The following is a 16782-nucleotide window of genomic DNA, read 5'->3' as shown; positions in this document are numbered from 1 at the left end:
CCCGTACCTTCGCCCGAACCGGTCCCCGCCCCTACACCCGTTCCGGCGCTTGAACCGGTCCCGGGCCCTGCGCCCGTTCCTGTGACTGGCCCGATTCCCGTTACCACGCCTGCTCCCCCACCAATCCCGCCGGCCGGGCCAGCGCCCCTTGCCCCACCCGCACCGGCCACCGAGCCTGGCCCGGTGGCCCCCCCCGTGCCGCCCCCGGGGCCCATCACTGCCACCCTCAACAGAACCAGCGGCCCGGTGGGCTCGGCCCTTGTCTTGACCGGGGGACCGTTCCAGGGGGGCCTGACCGTCCGCTTTGGGGGAATCCCGTTGCCCGCGGGCCTGTTCACCGTCACCGGGCCGGGACGCATCGATGTGGGGGTGCCTCCGGTCGCGCCCGGGACGCGGGCGCCCTTCGAGGTGGAGACGGCGGCGGGCACCGCCACCAGCGAGGCCTTCCTGGTCACGGCGGATGTGAGGGTGGAGAGCATGACGCCGCGGACGGGACCGCCGGGAACGGTGGTGACGGTGCGCGGCCGGGACCTGGACTGGGCCGGTCCCCTGGGCAGGGACGGCGCGGTCCTGGAGGACCAGATGCTGGAGGACGGCACGACCCTGCATTTCGTCATTCCGCCAGGCCTGGCCAGCGGCGCATTCGGGTTCCATGCGGGAGGCGATGGCGCCGGGGTGGCGACCCCGGTGTTCACGGTGACTCCGCCCGAAGGGCACAGGCCCTCGTTCCTGGCCACCCCCCTGGCCCCGGTGCGGGTGGTCCCCGGGAATATGCCCCTCCTGGACCCCTGGAACCCGGGTTTCCATCTGCTGGACGTCCCCGCGGGGATGCGCACCTCCCAGTACGGGGCCCTCCACTTCCCGAAGATTCCCATTTTCCATGACTACAATCCCCTGCTGGACAACCTCCGCCCCGGGAAATCCACGGGGACCTTCTGCACTCTGGCCCTGGGGCTGCCGCGGGTCTTCCTGGAGGCCGTGCCGGCCGCCCTCCGGGACCGGGTCCGCGCCCTGGGGATCCCGGAGGACCGGGTGGACCTCTTCTGCGTGAGCCAGGACATGCCCTACCTGGACGACGCGGGCTACCTGTTCCGGCCCCACTACTGGACGGATCCGGAAGCGCCCGGCTTCGTGGCGGCACCCGCGGCCTACAACCGGGGGCGGACCGTGGAGGTGGGCCTCTTCGACGCCGGTCCCGCCTTCCATTTCCAGGGCCACGCCGCCGGGGATTTCTTCCCGGGACCCGTGCACGTGCATGATGACGGCTTCTTCGTCCTGTCCTCGCCGGGCGGGGTCATGAACCTGGTGGGCCTGGATCACGGGACCACCACCGCCTTCTGGACGCTGGTGCGCCTTGAGGACCGGGCGGCGGCGACCCTCCACCTTTTCCTCAACGACGCCGACCAGGCGCTGCTGGACGCGGTGGCGGGGGCGGGCCCGGCCACCCTGGGCCAGGTGTTCGAGGCGGCCGCGGGCCCCTGGGACAACGCCGCCGGCCGCAAGCTCAGGGCCCTGGTCCGGCCCAGGGTGGACCGGGCCTTGGTGGGACCGGCCGCCTGGGGGTTCCGCACGGTCTTCCTGGCCGGTTCGGGCTTCACGGACGCCGCGGCCGTGACCCTGGACGGGATGCCGGCCCGCGGGTTCCGGGTGGTGGCGGACCACCTCATCGTGGCCACGGTGGCGGAGGCCGGGGGCGGACCCCGGGCCTTCACGGTCGCCACCCCCCTGGGAGGGGAGGTCTCGGGGCTGATCCCGTCAGGGCATGGGATCGCCGGAGGGGGCGAAGCGGCGCTCCTGGAATAGGACCCGGCCGTCCAGGCTCCGGGCGGGCACCCTCATGCGTGTGCGCGGCCCCGACACGGCCCTCGTGCCTCCGGACGCCGCCGTAGGAACCCCATGGGAACCATGCTCTACCCAGAGACGGCTCGGAATTTCAGGGTCCGCAACTAGCGCCTGGGCTTACGGCCGATCCAGAGGTCCCCCCCCACGTGGAACCACTCCAGGGTCTGGATGCCGGGAGGGACGGTGGGTAGGCCGCGCAGGGCCAGGCGGTCCTCGGGGCGCATGGACCGGATCCAGGGTTGGATGGCGTCAGCGGGCGAAGGGCTGGCGATGGTCTGGCGGAAGACCTCCAGGTCGTGGGGGGGCATCATGGAAGGCTCGTAGCCCACCATGTACCGCCATGGAGCTCCTGGGTTCCGGAAGAAGGTCTCGAAAAAGAAATCCATGCCAGGGGCATAGAAAATTCCGCCCGGGGCGGGGAGCCAGGGGCCTATGCCGGGCACATCTGCCGTGACATAGGTCTTCCGAAGGCTGGCTGTCCAGCGGGCGTTCAGGTCGGCGCTGCCCAGGAGGAGGAAGCTCAGGCAGATGCCACCGGCCAGTTGGAGGCGCCGGAGGGGTGCCCGCTGGCCAAGGCGCAGGAGGTAGGGCTCGGCCTCGAAAGCAATCCAGAGCATGGCGCAGGGAAGTCCCCAATCCGCCCAGAACCGCCGGAATTTCAGGCCGAAAACCCAGCAAAGCACGGCCAGGACGAAGAGGGGGTCGCGCAGGAGGCGTTCGGGTTTTGGGTCCCGGAGGAGGGAGAAGGCCACGGCGCCAAGGCAGGTCAGGGCAAGAAGGCCGTTGCCTCCGGAGGGGCGCAATTCCGGCACAAGGATGCCTGGGGTGGACGTGCCCTTGAGGGCGTGGACCATGTGAATGAGCTCGCCCAGGAGGAATTCGACGGGATGGCCCGTGAGGATTCCGGCCAGCACGCTTCCTGTCGCCCACAAGACGGCCAGGGTCGCGCTGTCCTGGATACGGCCTGCCAGCAGGAAGGCCAGGGGGATGACGGCGGCAAGATACCAACTCCCGTGCATGAGCGCCGCCAGTGTGAAGAGGAGAAGCGTGCCTCCGCTACGCCAGGCGGACCTGGGCCCGGGCCGGCTCCATAAGGCCATGATGGCCACGAGGCAGGCCATATTCACAAGGAAGGGCCGGCCGAGCATCAGCCGGGCAAGGGGTGCCTCGGTGACCAGCGCGAGGGCCCATGCGCCGATCCACGCCTCCGGGGCGCGCATGCAAGCCAAGGGCGCCGCCAGCACCAGGGAGCACAGAACCACCACGGACCCCACCACCAGGGCTTCCGGCCCACAGCCCGTTGCCAGGTGGACCGATCTCAGGAGCCCGTGCCAGGCCGCGTTGGGATCCCCCATGATGCCTTCGCGCAGCACCAGGATCTGGGACCATGGCCGGCCGTCCACGGCCTTGGCCGCGTGTCGGAGCGCATCGTCCAGTGGCAGGTAGCCCGTCGCGACGATGAGCATGGGCAGCAGGAGAATGGAAAGGCCCACCAGCGCCCAGATGATGGGAGCGACCCCCAGGAGCCGCGCAGGTTGCTGGCCGGTCTCCTGCGATGGCATGGGCGTTCCTCCTGGGTGGGTGGCTCCACTGATCCTAGCGCGTTCCCAGCCGGAACTCCGGCACCTTCTGGATCAGTCTTTGACCTCCCGCCGGCCCTTCTTGGGATTGAAGTCCTCGAGCATGCGGAACTTCACCCCTTCGACGTCCTTGAACTGGCCGTCGCGGATGGCCCACAGGGCGAAGAGGACGAAGCCCGCGGCGAAGGCGAGGCCCACGGCGGTGAAGACGATGATGAGGGTCCAGTTGGGATGGTCCATGGGGTCCGCCTAATTGGCCACGAGGAACAGGTCGAACTTCCAGGCCAGCACCAGGGGCACGAAGAGCATGAGGAAGAAGAAGACAAGCATCTTCACCAGGAAGGGGTTCTCCTGGAGGATCTTCACGAGGGAGACGGGGGGCTCCTCCCCTTCGGGGCGGGGAGCTTCGTTGGGTTCGGTCATGGGCGGCTCCTCACTTCTCGGCCACTTCGCCGAAGAGGGCGACGAGGTAGAGCAATCCGAAAAAGAACAGGTAGAAGAGGAGGTAGCGGAGCATCACGACGTAGTCCTTGGTCGGATTCTCGGCCTTCTTGGCGGGGGTGGCCATGCTAGTCCTCCTGCGCGGGTGGGGCGTCCAGGCCGGCCTTGAAGGCGGCCAGGGCCTCCAGGAAGGCCACCCGGTCCTTCATGGTCACGAAGAACATGCCCACCTTGCGGCGGTCGGTGGTCTTGCGGAGCTTGGGGTTACGCTTGCCTTCCAGGCGCTCGCGGATCATGAGGTTGCCGGTGCGGTAGTGGCAGTCGCCGATGGCGCAGCCGCACACGAAGGTGGCGTCGGCGCCGTTGGCCAGGGCCGCCTCCAGGAGGGTGGGCTTGACCATCCCGGAGCAGGGCACCACGACGAACTTGGTGTCCGGGTCGTCCAGGAGGGTCTTGTGCTCGTCCAGCATGCGTTCCACCGGAAGGCTGCGCTCGCAGACGAAACCGATGACGGTGCGTTTGGGGTCGGACATTCAGGCTCCCTTCTTCACGAGGGCCAGGAGATCGGCCTCCAGGGTCTTGGAGTGCAGTTCGGGCAGCTCGATGGCCTGGAAGGGGCAGGCCCCCACGCAGATGCCGCACTCGCTGCACCGGGCCGCCTGCACGACGGCGATCTGCTTGAACTTGCTGCCCGGGGCCCGGTCCACCATGGTGATGGCCTCGAAGGGGCAATCCAGGCTGCAGAAGGTGCAGCCCGTGCATTTCGCTTCGACGACCTCGGCGATGTTGGCCCGGCGGTCCTTGGGATAGAAGGGCGCCACGCAGAGCAGGAGCGTGGAGCCGCCCAGGATCAGCCAGGTCCAGGTGGTGCCCACGTTCTGGATGAGCCAGTAGGGGAACATGTACCAGGCGTCGTAGCGGATGGTCTCCACCAGGGTGCCGATCTGGGCCGGGGCGTCGCTGGCGATGTAGGCGGCCTGGGCGGCGATGCGGGGGTCGTGGCCGTACTTGGCCAGGAGCTCGTGGGTGATGTTGATGGCGGGCAGGGTGCCCGCGGCCAGGAGGATGAAGCCCAGCAGCAGGAAGTTGGTGGCCCGGCTGGGGGTGACCACGGGCTCCTTGAGGCGGATGAAGTGCATCCACACCAGGAAGAAGATCGCCACGGCCCCGCCCACGTGGAAGAAGAGGAAGCGGGTGAGGGTGTAGTCCGTGATGCCCTCGCCGCCCACCAGGAAGCTGGAGAGGGCCGCGCCGATGACGGGCACGCCGTCGAAGAGGTGCTGGGTGGCCACCACGATGTAGTAGGCCCGGGCGTCCCACACCAGGAGGTAGCCGCTGAGGCCCACGAAGAGCACGAAGACCAGCAGGCCCACCCCCGTGACCCAGGGCAGCCAGCGCCAGGCCCGGTGGCGGTCGGTGAAGTAGACCCGGAACATGTGCAGCAGGGTGACGATCATCATGGCCGCCGCCCCCCAGCGGTGGATGCCCCGCACCACGGCGCCGTAGGGGATGCCCGCGGCCAGGTTGATGGGGTCGCCCGGGGTGGGCAGGGCCGAGATGTAGTTCACGCTGGACCAGGCCCGGTCCAGGGTGGGGATGTAGTACATCCACAGCAGGATGCCCGAGAAGATGAGGAACCAGAACGTGTAGAGGGGGAGGGCCCCGTGGAAGTACAGGGGGTTGTGCTCCTGGGTGGTGACGAAGTTGACCAGCTTCTCGAAGCTGACGGTGAGGCTCTTGGTGAGGCGCAGGAATTTGCGGTACATGTCGTCCCCTACTGGTCCAGGGTGGTGCGCTGCTTGGCCAGGTAGGCGGCGCCCACTTCGGCCAGGGCCGCCACCACGAAGGCCCAGCCCAGCCACTTGACCACGTCGAATTCGCGGAAGGGTTCCTTGTTGGTGGTCTCCATGCGCAGCGGCGCGGGCACCGGCACCCCGGGGGGCGGGCCCACTTCCGTGAGCACGCTGTGCAGGATGAAGTAGCCGAAGATGCCGAGGCCGGTCAGCAGGAAGATCACACCGAAGATGGGTCGCTTGCGCATGGGCTCAACCTTGGTCATGTTCGTCGCGTTTCAGGAAAAGGCGGTCGGCGATGCGATCGAGGAGGGGCCGGGGGCGGGTGATGCGCCCTTTGGCCTTCTCTTCCGCGTAGACCACCACGGCCAGGGAGGTCATGAGGAGCAGGAAGCCCGTGAGGGCCCCCAGGATGCCGGCATAGGTGCCCGGGGCCGGGGCCGCCCTGAAGGCGTTCCAGCGGCCGAAGGTGGCGCTGAGCACGCCCACGGCCAGGACCGCTCCGGTCCACTTGCAGGCCTGGATCTGCCGGAGGGAATACATGTCAGGCCCCCGCCGCCCGGGGCTTGGCCTTGGCCAGCGCCGCCAGCGCTTCGGCCTTCTTGCGGCGCCCCCACCTGCCCAGGCCGATGACGGTGCCCGAGGCGAGGATGCCCAGCCAGGCGATCACGTGCACCAGCCAGAGCTCCATGCCCGCGGGCTTGTTGGGCCCCTTGTGGCTGGTGAGCCAGAGGTTCAGGCCGGGCCGGTTCTTCTCCAGCCACTCGAAGGCCATGTCGGGGGTGGCCAGGGGGTTGGCCTTCTGGAGCCGGGCCAGGACATCGGGCATCTGGGCCCGGCCCAGCACGTTCCACTCCCGGATATCGCCGAAGTAGTGGTAGAGGGTGTTGGCGGACATGCACACGAGGATGAAGGCCACGAAGAAGAGGTGGAAGGTCTCCCACCACCGCTTCTGGTCCCGCCGCATGACGTAGGCCCAGTCCTGGATGTAGCCCGCCAGGAGGAAGCCGCCCATGGAGAAGTACCACAGCGGCGCGTCCCGGTGCAGGTCGGCGATGCCGTTGAGGATGAGGAAGCTGAAGACCACGAAGTAGATGAGGCCGCCGATGCCGATCCAGTTGAAGATCTGGCGCTTGCCCCATTCCCGCTCGGGCCGGCGGTCCAGGAACATGGACGTCAGCACCAGGAAGGGGATGGCCACGGTGAGAACTGTGGCCAGGTAGGGGTCCTGGAGCTTCAGGAAGTGATACATGGCCAGGAAGTACCAGTCCGACAGGATGGGGTTGGGGGTCACCTCGGGGTTGGCCGGGCTGCCCTGGGCCGCGGGGATCATGACGGCGATGGCCAGGATGATGGCGAACACCGCCAGCTTGGACCAGTTGCTGATGTTCATGCGCTTGAAGCCCAGGCGGTACACCCGCAGCTCGAAAAAGATCATGGGGATGAAGCTGAGCATGAAGTGGAAGGCGTAGAACCGGGTCACCGTGGCGGGCCCGATGCTGGTGCCGCCCAGGAGGATCTGCGCGGTGGTCTTGCCCTGGTTGGTCCAGTTGATGAGGTTGCCGCCGGGGAGCCAGCTGGGGTTCTGGTCCAGGTAGGTGGGGAAGGTGGCCATGACCTTGGTGGCCCACAGGGCGCGCTGGTTCCAGATGAGGAGGTAGCCCGTGAGGCCGGAATACATGCCGATGATCAGCAGCAGCAGGGCGATGATGAAGGTGAACTCGTTGCCCTGCTTGTATTCGCCCGTGAACCACATGCGGTAGACCCGCATGGTGGCCAGGATGATGAAGGCGTCGGCCCCGTACTTGTGGAGGCCGCGCACCAGGGAGCCGATGGGCACGGGGCCCCAGCGCCAGTTGTGCTGGATGCGCTCGATGGAGTGGTAGGCCTGGTCCGTGACGGGCACGTAGTAGATCATCAGCACCACGCCGCTGAAGATCACCAGCATCCAGACCCAGTACCACATGCCGCCGAGGGTGTACCAGGGGTTGGTCCGGGCCTGGTCCGTGCGGCCCTCGTCGAAGAGCTGCATCTTGGCCCACCGCTCCTGGAACCACTTCCGGAAGGTGCCGGGCGCGTGCAGGAGGCCCTGGATGAGATAGGGAATGGCCTTAACCAACGCCGCCTCCTTCCGTGCCGGTGATCAGGATCTGTCCGTCCTTGATGTCGAAGGACATGGTGCGGGGTGGACGGGGGGCCGGGCCCGACACCACCTTGCCGGGCAGGGGGCCCTGGAGGGCCACGTCGGTCTTGCGGGTGGGGTCGTACACCGACAGGTGGCAGGGACAGGCGAAGTAGGGGTGGGTGGGCGCGGGGGGCTTGTAGTTGTAGCCGCCGGCCAGCTCCTCGGGGCTCTTCACGAAATTGAAGGTGCAGCCCAGGTGGGGGCAGATGCGCTGGACCACCACGAACTTGGATTTGGGATCCTTGGGGTCCGTGAATTCGTCCGGCATGCGCACCACGAAGCCGGGGATCTTGGCGCCCTGGATCTTGCGGCTGGAATACTCCACGGATTTGCGGATGTAGATGAACTCCTTGAAGTCCCAGGGCTGGGTGAGTTCGCTCAGGGCGGCCACGACCTGGATGCTGCTGCCGGCCTCGTCGGGGGGGGCCACGAGGCCCTTGACGCCCCCGACGGTGGTGGGCTTGAAGTACCGGATCAGGGCGCTGGCGGCCAGCACGGCGCCCCCCAGGATGGGGATGCTCGTGATGGCCTTCAGGAAGAGCCGGCGCTGGTTCTCCTTCATCACACTCTCCTATTCGTGCTCATACGTGCGGCTGCGGACGCCGTCCACCAGCATCCAGCGCTGGTCCTCGGTGAGGACCCCCCGCCAGCTGGGCATGGCGGACCACTGGTGGACGAACTGCTGGAGCGATTCGGGCGTCATGGACTCCCGCACCGAGAGGGGGATGGTCTTGAACTGGCCGCCTTCCGAGATGCGCCAGAAGAGGAAGGCGTCGGTGCTCTGGGCCAGGGCCTTGCGGTTGGAGAAATCGAAGGGGGGCGGGTTCAGGGTGCGGGCCAGGGGGCCGTTGCCCTGGGCGGTGTCCCCATGGCACACCGAGCAGTTCTGGCCGTACATGTCCCACACGTCCTTGAACTGGGTGGGGCTGGCCGCGGCGATGGCGCGGCTCCACACGTAGTAGACGGCGTTCCACACGGGCACCGGATCCCCGGTGGCCACCAGCTGGTCCCCGCGCAGGTCCTTGATGGCGTGCATCCAGCCTTCGCCCGGCTTTCCCGAGGGGCCGGGGTGGGCGTAGAAGCCCTTGGCGGGATCCCCTTCCAGCCTCGGGGCCCGGCCGAAGGCGATGAGGCGGTACAGCTGGCTGGGGGTGCGCTGGAAGCGCCAGGCGCGGCTGGTGAAGTCGGGCCCGACCTTGGGGGGCATCACGGGCCAGCGCCCTTCGGCGGCCAGTTCCCGCACCTTGGCGCCGTAGTCGGCGTGGGTGGGGGGCAGGGCGGCCTGCTTCTTGATCTCGGCGGCCTCGGCGGCGGTGAGGAGGGTGCCGTGGCAGGAGGCGCAGTTGGCGGTGTACGTGGCCCGGCCCTTGAGGGCGGAGGGCAGGCCCAGGGGGTAGGGGGTCTCGGCCCCGGGCTCCAGGCCCGCGGGCGCCGCGGAGGCCGACAGGACCACCTCCCCGCCCGCGCCGCGGCGGGTGGAGAGGCCCTTGTCGGCGCAGGCCAGGAGGAGCAGGGGCAGGAGGAGGAGGGATTTGCGCATCAACCGCTCCTAGGTTCCGCTGGGCCGGATCCAGGCCAGCACGGCCCAGACCAGGATGATGAGGTACATGATCACGAGGGCGAAGGGGGCCTTGCCGTGGCCGACCTTGGTGCCGGACACCTCCTCCATGAGGTCCTCGTCTTCCTTGGTGTCCTTGGTGTCCTTGGTGGGATCGTTGGTCATGGGCACCTCACTTGGCCGGGGCGGCGGCGGGGACGGGAGCCTTCTCGTAGTTGCTCTCCGCGCCCTGGAGCTTGCCCAGGCCCTTGTTCTGGGCGACGTACTTGAGGAAGGCGGTGAGGGTGAGCCGCTGGTTCGCGTCCAGGGTGTACTCCCACCGCGGCATCTGGGTGCCGGGCACGCCGCGGCTGATGCGCCAGTACCAGGTGTCGGTGGTGTAGGTGGCGAACTTGTCCTCGTCGAAATTGGCGGGGCGCTTGGTCATGGTGAAGGCGGCCTGGCCCTTGCCGTTGCCGGCCACGCCGTGGCAGGGGGAGCACTGGTTGTTGAACAGGCCCTTGCCGTAGTTGGCCAGGAGGCGGTTCTTGTCGGTGATCTCGCCCTCCTTGAAGCTGTTCTCCTTCCAGGCCCGCACGTCGGGATCCGCGTTCCGGGCCTCCTCCAGGGCCTCCTTGTTGGGGAAGGCCGGGGTGGCCAGCCCCTGGAGGGCGCCCTTGGCGTTGGCGGCCTCGTGGCTGGAGCCGTACATCAGCTCCTCGATCTCCGCGGTGTACTTGAAGGGCACCTCCAGGTGCTCGCCGTACAGCTCCTCGTTGAGGGCCCGCTGCTGGGCCACGTCCAGCTTCCACATGGCCACCTTCTCGGTGAGCCCGTTGAGCTCGCCGCCCACCCAGGTGTAGTCGCGCACCTTGGCCCACTTCGTCTCGCCGTTGGCCGCGTACTTCGCCTTGCCGTCCTTCACGTCCAGGGCGCGGGTGCCGTAGGGGCCGAGGCTCTGGAGGAAGGCGGTGAGGTCCGTGAGCTCCTGCTCGGTGAGGTAGTCGTACCGGGGCATGATGGACCCGGGCTTCACGTAGCGCGGGTTCTTGTGGTGGAGCATGTGGTACTGGTCCGGGAACTTGCCGCCGATGTTGGCGAGGTCCGGACCGGTGCGCTCGGAGCCCAGGAGGTGGTAGGCGTCGTAGAAGTAGTCCGAGGACTTGGAGCGGCGGCCGTGGTCCCAGTCCTGGGGCCGGCTCACCATGGAGTGGCAGTACCAGCAGCCCTCGCGCTTGTAGATCTCCCGGCCCCGCAGCTCCTGGGTGGTGTAGTCCCGCAGGTCCCGGGGTTCGGGGGGCTTGAAGGTCCACCGGGGCACCAGGACCACCACGAAGATGATGGAGGCCATGATGAGGGTGAGCCCGAGGGCGGGGTAGAGGTAGTTGGCTCGCTGGGTGGTCATGGAGCTCCTCTTAGCTGCGCACGGCGGCGGACTGGGGAAGGACGGCGGCGGGTTCCTCCAGGGGCCCTTCCAGGGACGCTTCCGCGAACACCAGAGTCTTGACCACGTTGTAGAGGAAGAGCACCTGGCCCAGCACGATGAGCAGTCCGGAGAAGGCCCGCATCAGCATGAAGGGGGCCACCATGATCACGCCCCGGTAGACGGGGATCCCCTCCTCCCAGGCCGAGGCCTGGATGAGGCCGCCCACGGTCAGCGCCACGATCATGAGGACGGTGCCGATGAGCGAGAGCCAGTAGTGCGCGTTGGCCAGGCGGCGGGAGTACCACTGCCGGCCCGAGACCCGGGGCGCCACGTAGTAGATGGCGCCCCAGCCCACGAACCCGAAGGTGCCCAGCAGGGCGAAGTGGGCGTGGCCCACCACCCAGTGGGTGAAGTGCAGGTACCAGTTGATCCAGCGGGTGGCCTGGAAGGGGCCCGTGAAGCAGGTGAGGAAGTAGAAGCCCAGGGCCGTCACGAAGAACCGCAGGGGCAGGTGGGTGGTCATCATGGACCACTTGCCCTTCATGGTCAGGAAGAAGTTCACCAGCACGCTCATGACCGGCACCAGCAGCATCACGGAGGAGATGACGGCCACGGCCTTGAGCCATTCCGGCACCGGGCTCTGCAGGAGGTGGTGGGTGCCCGTGGGGGTGTAGAACATGGCGATGGTGCTGAAGCCCACGATGGACAGGAGGTGCGAGTAGAGCGGGTTCCGGGTGATCTTGGGGAGGAAGTAGTAGAGCAGCCCGATGCCGTTGGTGGTGAACCAGAGGCCCAGGATGTTGTGGCCGTAGAACCAGTTCGCGATGGCGTCGCCGATGCCGGGCACGGCGAAGAAGACGCGGTTCCCGATGAGGTAGACCACGGGGAACCACAGCGTGGTGCCGGCGATGTACCAGATGGAGACGTAGAGCTGCTTCTCCTTGCGGTTGAGGACGGTGCCCCACACCAGGACGATGTAGAGGATGAGGGCGGCCATCATGGCCAGGTCCAGGAACCAGGGCAGCTCGGCGTACTCCCGGCCCTCGGTGATGCCGTTGGTGAGGCAGAGGATCCCCAGGAGGATGACGCTGTTCCAGGCCACCATGAGCACGTTGCCCCAGCGCTCGCTGAACAGGCGCGTGCGGCACAGTTCGGGGATGACGTAGAAGATGGCGCCGACGTTGGCCATGGAGATGAAGCCGAAGGCCACGACGTTCACGTGGGTGGGGCGCAGGCGCCCGAACTGCAGCTGGGGGAGGTTGTGCACCAGGTCGGGCCAGTAGTATTCCGAGGCGGCGATCAAGCCGAACAGGGTTCCCACCAGGGCCCACACGGCGGCGCTGATGAGGAAGCGCTTGGAGGCGCTGTGCTCCTCGTCCGCCCACGCGGCGAGGCGGGTATCCCATCGGTTGGTAAGTTCAACGCTTTGTGCCATCTAGCACGCTCCGAATTGACCTTGGTTGGTACCACAACTATAGGAACTTCGTGCCACGTTGGAACCCTTCTTGTGACATCCAATGAATTTGATTCTGCGTTTCACTCGCATATCCGTCAAAGGAAAAAATGCCGCTCAAGGCTACGGCTGGCGCGGTTCTAAACACGATGGCGGCATCGTGTTTGTGGGGGGCCCGGGCCGGGGCACTGCTAGAATCCGCCCATGACCCATGCGATTCGCCCCCCCCGCGGCAGGTACCGGTGAGCCGGGGCTGGAGGCTGGGCGGGCGCTGGTACCAGGCGGTGCAGGAGCTGCCCGTGCCGGAGGGGAGCCAGGGGTGCACGTGGTGGATCGTGCGGCGGGACGGGGACGGTCCCCGGAACCTGCTCCAACTGTGGGAGCCCCTGCCCGGACCCAAGGGGCTGGACGCCATCAAGGCGGGCTTCCTGGAGCGGTTCGGCCAGGGCGAGCCGGCGGACCCGCCGGTGTGCCACCTGGGCTTCGACGACAAGGTCGCCTGGTTCCTCCAGGGCCTGGACGGGGTCCCCTTCCTGCGGCTCTGGGGCGACGAGGATCTGGCCGGCCGGGAGAGCCTCGTGTGCGCGGTGCGGGAGGCCATGGGGCGCTCGCGCTTCCCGCGGCTGCTCTCCCCGGAGGTCATCGGCGTCAAGCCGGGGCGGATCCAGGTGCCCCGGGTGCTGGGCACGGCGCCCTGGGGGCACGACGGCCTGGCCGCGCTTCCCGATGAACCGCCCCAGGGCCGGGGGAACGCCCGCCTCTGGGAGCAGGCCCCGGAGCTCATGGAGGCCCCGGGGTGCCCCATGCGCGGCCGGTCCCAGGAACGGACCTACACCAAGTCGCTGATGTTCGGCCTGGGGTCCAGCGTGCCCATGGAGCGGGTGCTGCTCCTCCTGGGCGAGGACGGCCTGGGCCACGATCGTCTCTGCGACTGGACCGCCGCCGCCGCGGAGTCCGAGGGGATGTGGGTGGTCTCCATCGAGCTGCTCCCGGGGGAGAAGGCCGGCGAGTTCCTGGGGCGCCTGCTCCAGGAGGCCATCGCCGGGCTGGAGGCGGACCTCTACGCCGCCGAGCCCGCCCTGGCCAAGGCCCTGGCCCGCCGCATGGCCACCTTCGCCTTCCTGCGCGGGGGCCGCAGGCCGGGTTTCGCGGACCGCAAGCTGGACGTGGAGGAGGTGGAGGCCGCCGTGGGCGCCCTGGACTACGCCCACGCGCGCCATCCCCGGCTCGTCCAGGTGCGGGGCCTGGAGCGGGTGACGCCCGAGATCCTGGATCTGCTGCGGAGCCTGGCGGGGCATACCCGGGTGCCCTGGCTCCTTTCCTTCCGGGGCATGGGCACCTGCCAGGGGCTGAAGTCCTACCTGGAGTCCATGCGCAACCAGGAGGCCGCGGCCACCGTCGTGCTGGACCGCCTGGAGGACGCCCGGCTCCTGGAGGTGCTGGGGGACCTGCTGGGCCCCCGCGATCTGCCCCCGGCCTTCGAGGCCGAGGCCTGCCAGGCCAGCCTGGGCAACCCCGGCCTGCTCCAGGGCATCCTGGAAATGGCCATCCTGGAGGGGCTCCTGGTCTGGGAGGGCGGGCGCTGGACCTGCCCCGGGGGGGAGGCCCCGGCCCTGGACACCCAGGAAAGCCGCAAGCAGGCCATCCTCGCGGGGCGCCTGGACCGGCTGGAACCCGCCGCCCTGGCGGCCGCGCGCCTCCTCGCCCTGGCCGGGGCGCCCCTGGCCCACGCCACCCTGGTGCGGGCCCTGGGCCTGGACGCGGACGCCGCGGAGGCGCCCCTCCAGTCCCTGGTGGGCGCGAGGCTGGCGCTCCTGGCGGAGGGGCGCCATCGCCTTCCCGATGGCCAGGTGCGGGACCTGATCCTCGGCCGCACCGCCCCGGACGCGCTGCCGGCGCTGGCCGGGGCCCTGGTGAAGGCGATGGAGGAGGAGGGCCGGAATCCCGCCTTCGCCGTGCGCCTCCAGGCCTGCGCCCAGGGCCGCGACCGGGCCCTGGCCCAGGTGGTGGCGGCCGTGGAGAGGGAGCTGCCCGGGCCCCTGGAGGCCCAGGAGGTGGTGGCCGAGGCCCTGGACCTGGGCCCGGACCCGCGCCAGCGGGCCCGGCTTTGGGAGTTCCTCGCGGACGCGTGGTCCCGGGGCCGGGTGGCCTGGGAGGTGGCCGGCGACCGTTCGCCCTACGACCTGGCCTGGGAGGCCCTGGATCAGGCCAGCCGCGCCCTGGGGGAGCCGGGGCCCGGCGCCGAGGAGGAGGAGCAGGTGGCGCGGCTGCACCGCAAGAAGGCCTTCCTGGAGATCCGCCAGCGCCGCTTCCGGGACGCGCACCAGTCCATCCGCATGGCCGCGGCCTGCCTGGCCGACCATCCCTTCCACGCCGAACAGCCCCGGCTGCGCCTGGCCCTGGGCCGGCTCCACATGGCCCAGGGCGCGGGCACCAAGGCCCTGCGGGCCCTGGAAGAGGGCCTGTCGCTCCTGGCCCAGAAGGGCGCCGGCGCCGGCCACCGGGACGAGGTGGCCCTGCTCCTGGAGCAGGGGCGGGTCCAGGGCCACCGGGCCCAGTTCCAGCGCGCCCTGGCCTCCCTGGGCGCCGCCAAGCGGTTCCTGGAGCACGAGGGGGACCGCCGGCGCCTGGCGGGCGTGGCCGAGGCCCTGGGCCAGGCGCACCTGGGCCTGGGCCAGCTGGAGGCCGCGGGCCAGTTCTTCGAGGAGGGGCTGGGCTTCGCCCGGGCCCTGGACGACGCGGGGCTCAAGGCTCAGTGCCACCTGGACCTGGGCATGCTGCGCAGCGCCCAGCAGGTGCTGGGGCCCGCCCAGGCCCACCTGGACAGCGCCCTGCGCCGCTACCAGGCCATGGGCGACCGCCCCATGGCCTCGCGGGCGCTCACCTGGAAGGCCCGCACCCTCGCGGCCATGGGGGATTTCGTCCAGGCGGAATTCCTGCTGGTGGAGGCCTCGGAGGGGTCCTCGCTGGCGGCGACGCCCCTGGACGTGGCCGAGGGGGTCTTCCTGGGCGGCGAGCTCGCCGCGTTCAAGGAATCCTGGCGGGAGGCGCGGCGCATGTACCTGGAGGCCGCCAACCGCTTCGGCGAAGCGGGGTTCCTCTGGCGGGAGGGCCTGGCGCGGCTGCGCTGCATCCAGGCCGAGACCCTGGATGCGGGCCAGGGGGCCCCGGAATCGGCCTGGGTGCACCTGGAGCGGCTCAAGGGTCCGGTGGAGGGCTCGGGTTCGCGGTGGCTGGAGCTGGAATGGCACCGCGCCCACGCCCTGCTCCTGTCCCGGTCGGGGACCTCCGAGGCCGTGGTCTCCGAGGCTCTCCTGGCCTGGGGCGACGTGGTGGCCCTGGCCCGGGAGCTGAAATTCCCCGCCCAGGTGCTGGAGGCCGAGACGCGGAGTTCGGAGCTCCTCCTGGCCCAGGGGGAGAAGCTGGGGGCCCGGAGCCGCATCCAGGACGCCCTGCCCGCCCTCCAGGAACTGTGGACGCGCCTGCCGTCCCACTTCGAGGCGAGCTTCCTGGCCAGGCCCGACATCCACGGGTTCCGCCGGGCCGTGGAGGCCGCGGGCATCCGGTTCGTCCTGCCCGCCAAATCGGATCCTCTGGCAGACTGGAGCCCCACGCAGGCGAACCTGCCTCCGGTGCCGTCCCCCAGGGTGAACCCATGAGCCATGCCCCCGTCCCCACCCGATCCGTGACCGTCCCCGACCTGCAGCGCATGCGGGACGGACGCGAGCGGATCGTCATGACCACCGCCTACGACGCCGTCACCGCGCGCATCGCCGACGCCTCGGGCGTGGACGTGGTGCTGGTGGGCGACAGCGTGGGCAACGTCTGCCTGGGCTTCGAGAACACCCTTCCGGTCACCCTGGCCATGATGGCCCACCACCTGGAGGCCGTGGCCCGCACCCGGCCCCGGGCCCTGCTGGTGGTGGACATGCCGTACCTGAGCTTCCATCTGGGGGTGGAGGACACCCTGCGCAACGCCGGGGGCTTCATCCGCAGCGGGGCCCAGGGGGTGAAGCTGGAGGGCGGGGCCCGGCGGGTGCCGGTCATCCGGGCCCTGGTGGAGGCGGAGATCCCCGTCATGGGCCACCTGGGGCTCACGCCCCAGAGCCTGAACGCCATGGGGGGCTTCAAGGTGCAGGGGCGGGAGGCCCGGGCGGCGGTGGAACTCCTGGAGGACGCCCTGCGCATCCAGGACGCCGGGTGCTTCGCCGTGGTGCTGGAGGGGATACCGGCCGAACTGGCGGAGCGCATCACCCAGGAATTGACCATTCCAACCATCGGCATCGGCGCCGGTCCCGGGTGCTCGGGCCAGGTGCTCGTCTTCCATGATATTCTCGGCCTCCTTCCCGGGCCTTCCGCGAAATTCGTCAGGACCTACATGAACGGTTTCGAGCAATTGACGGAATCCATGGTCCATTGGGCCGAGGATGTTCGCGCCGGGAGGTTCCCAGGACCCCAGGAGTCCTATATGCTTCCAGAACCCGCACGGGATCAGGTCAGGGCCTGGAAGCCCACTCGCTAGGTT

Annotated in this window: 17 protein-coding genes; 3 read left to right on the top strand and 14 right to left on the bottom strand. The window is 69.3% G+C overall.

Going from position 1 to position 16782, the window contains the following annotated elements; genetic code table 11:
- The first annotated feature begins 318 nt into the window (after nt 1-318).
- Entirely contained in the window at nt 319-1803 is a 1485-nt protein-coding gene (locus tag R2J76_RS20460; RefSeq protein ID WP_316413524.1) for a hypothetical protein, read from the top strand.
- A 143-nt stretch (nt 1804-1946) separates the two neighbouring features.
- Here the strand turns inward: R2J76_RS20460 and R2J76_RS20455 are convergent, their stop codons facing one another.
- The 14 genes from R2J76_RS20455 to R2J76_RS20390 form a co-directional block, all read right to left on the bottom strand.
- Nucleotides 1947-3404, bottom strand: coding sequence for a hypothetical protein (locus tag R2J76_RS20455; RefSeq protein WP_316413523.1), 1458 nt, complete (start codon nt 3402-3404; stop codon nt 1947-1949).
- 72 nt (nt 3405-3476) lie between these two features.
- Nucleotides 3477-3662, bottom strand: a complete 186-nt coding sequence (locus R2J76_RS20450; RefSeq protein ID WP_316413522.1) for a cbb3-type cytochrome oxidase assembly protein — start codon at nt 3660-3662, stop codon at nt 3477-3479.
- Between the two features lie 9 nt (nt 3663-3671).
- A complete protein-coding gene (locus tag R2J76_RS20445) occupies nt 3672-3845 on the bottom strand; it encodes a hypothetical protein (RefSeq protein ID WP_316413521.1) in 174 nt (57 codons plus the stop codon).
- A gap of 10 nt (nt 3846-3855) precedes the next feature.
- Complete coding sequence (locus tag R2J76_RS20440) at nt 3856-3990, bottom strand: hypothetical protein (RefSeq protein WP_316413520.1); 135 nt, start codon at nt 3988-3990, stop codon at nt 3856-3858.
- Between the two features lies 1 nt (nt 3991).
- Nucleotides 3992-4396 (bottom strand): hydrogenase iron-sulfur subunit, encoded by a 405-nt coding sequence (locus R2J76_RS20435; RefSeq protein WP_316413519.1) that lies wholly within the window; start codon nt 4394-4396, stop codon nt 3992-3994.
- A complete protein-coding gene (locus R2J76_RS20430; RefSeq protein ID WP_316413518.1) occupies nt 4397-5629 on the bottom strand; it encodes a cytochrome b N-terminal domain-containing protein in 1233 nt (410 codons plus the stop codon). It lies immediately after the preceding gene.
- A gap of 8 nt (nt 5630-5637) precedes the next feature.
- On the bottom strand, nt 5638-5904 hold the full coding sequence (locus tag R2J76_RS20425; protein WP_316413517.1) for a hypothetical protein: 267 nt from the start codon (nt 5902-5904) through the stop codon (nt 5638-5640).
- A gap of 4 nt (nt 5905-5908) precedes the next feature.
- A complete protein-coding gene (locus tag R2J76_RS20420; RefSeq protein ID WP_316413516.1) occupies nt 5909-6199 on the bottom strand; it encodes a hypothetical protein in 291 nt (96 codons plus the stop codon).
- A gap of 1 nt (nt 6200) precedes the next feature.
- A complete protein-coding gene (locus R2J76_RS20415) occupies nt 6201-7775 on the bottom strand; it encodes a cytochrome b N-terminal domain-containing protein (RefSeq protein ID WP_316413515.1) in 1575 nt (524 codons plus the stop codon).
- Complete coding sequence (locus tag R2J76_RS20410; RefSeq protein ID WP_316413514.1) at nt 7768-8403, bottom strand: QcrA and Rieske domain-containing protein; 636 nt, start codon at nt 8401-8403, stop codon at nt 7768-7770. The genes R2J76_RS20415 and R2J76_RS20410 overlap by 8 nt, the downstream gene beginning before the upstream one ends.
- A 9-nt stretch (nt 8404-8412) precedes the next feature.
- Nucleotides 8413-9381, bottom strand: a complete 969-nt coding sequence (locus R2J76_RS20405; RefSeq protein ID WP_316413513.1) for a c-type cytochrome — start codon at nt 9379-9381, stop codon at nt 8413-8415.
- A gap of 9 nt (nt 9382-9390) precedes the next feature.
- Nucleotides 9391-9564 carry a hypothetical protein gene (locus R2J76_RS20400; RefSeq protein WP_316413512.1) on the bottom strand — a complete coding sequence of 58 codons (174 nt, stop codon included), beginning with the start codon at nt 9562-9564 and terminating at the stop codon, nt 9391-9393.
- 7 nt (nt 9565-9571) lie between these two features.
- A complete protein-coding gene (locus tag R2J76_RS20395; RefSeq protein WP_316413511.1) occupies nt 9572-10783 on the bottom strand; it encodes a cbb3-type cytochrome c oxidase subunit II in 1212 nt (403 codons plus the stop codon).
- Nucleotides 10784-10793: 10 nt separating this feature from the next.
- On the bottom strand, nt 10794-12239 hold the full coding sequence (locus R2J76_RS20390; protein WP_316413510.1) for a cbb3-type cytochrome c oxidase subunit I: 1446 nt from the start codon (nt 12237-12239) through the stop codon (nt 10794-10796).
- Between the two features lie 260 nt (nt 12240-12499).
- Between R2J76_RS20390 and R2J76_RS20385 the strand changes: the two genes are divergently transcribed.
- Nucleotides 12500-15916, top strand: a complete 3417-nt coding sequence (locus R2J76_RS20385; RefSeq protein ID WP_316413509.1) for a hypothetical protein — start codon at nt 12500-12502, stop codon at nt 15914-15916.
- A complete protein-coding gene (gene panB / locus R2J76_RS20380; RefSeq protein WP_316413508.1) occupies nt 15913-16779 on the top strand; it encodes a 3-methyl-2-oxobutanoate hydroxymethyltransferase in 867 nt (288 codons plus the stop codon). Before R2J76_RS20385 ends, panB begins: the two co-directional genes overlap by 4 nt.
- Nucleotides 16780-16782: the final 3 nt, after the last annotated feature.

The sequence above is a fragment of the Mesoterricola silvestris genome, from assembly GCF_030295405.1.
GTDB classification, from domain to species: Bacteria; Acidobacteriota; Holophagae; order Holophagales; family Holophagaceae; genus Mesoterricola; species Mesoterricola silvestris.
The sequence above is the reverse complement of the archived record's forward strand: the minus strand, read 5'-3'. Positions and strand labels throughout refer to the sequence as shown.

Coding starts and splice junctions, on each gene's coding strand:
- R2J76_RS20455 (WP_316413523.1), bottom strand. CDS start 3,404: ATGCCATCGCAGGAGACCGGCCAGCAACCTGCGCGGCTCCTGGGGGTC.
- R2J76_RS20450 (WP_316413522.1), bottom strand. CDS start 3,662: ATGGACCATCCCAACTGGACCCTCATCATCGTCTTCACCGCCGTGGGC.
- R2J76_RS20445 (WP_316413521.1), bottom strand. CDS start 3,845: ATGACCGAACCCAACGAAGCTCCCCGCCCCGAAGGGGAGGAGCCCCCC.
- R2J76_RS20440 (WP_316413520.1), bottom strand. CDS start 3,990: ATGGCCACCCCCGCCAAGAAGGCCGAGAATCCGACCAAGGACTACGTC.
- R2J76_RS20435 (WP_316413519.1), bottom strand. CDS start 4,396: ATGTCCGACCCCAAACGCACCGTCATCGGTTTCGTCTGCGAGCGCAGC.
- R2J76_RS20430 (WP_316413518.1), bottom strand. CDS start 5,629: ATGTACCGCAAATTCCTGCGCCTCACCAAGAGCCTCACCGTCAGCTTC.
- R2J76_RS20425 (WP_316413517.1), bottom strand. CDS start 5,904: ATGCGCAAGCGACCCATCTTCGGTGTGATCTTCCTGCTGACCGGCCTC.
- R2J76_RS20420 (WP_316413516.1), bottom strand. CDS start 6,199: ATGTATTCCCTCCGGCAGATCCAGGCCTGCAAGTGGACCGGAGCGGTC.
- R2J76_RS20410 (WP_316413514.1), bottom strand. CDS start 8,403: ATGAAGGAGAACCAGCGCCGGCTCTTCCTGAAGGCCATCACGAGCATC.
- R2J76_RS20405 (WP_316413513.1), bottom strand. CDS start 9,381: ATGCGCAAATCCCTCCTCCTCCTGCCCCTGCTCCTCCTGGCCTGCGCC.
- R2J76_RS20400 (WP_316413512.1), bottom strand. CDS start 9,564: ATGACCAACGATCCCACCAAGGACACCAAGGACACCAAGGAAGACGAG.
- R2J76_RS20395 (WP_316413511.1), bottom strand. CDS start 10,783: ATGACCACCCAGCGAGCCAACTACCTCTACCCCGCCCTCGGGCTCACC.
- R2J76_RS20390 (WP_316413510.1), bottom strand. CDS start 12,239: ATGGCACAAAGCGTTGAACTTACCAACCGATGGGATACCCGCCTCGCC.
- panB (WP_316413508.1), top strand. CDS start 15,913: ATGAGCCATGCCCCCGTCCCCACCCGATCCGTGACCGTCCCCGACCTG.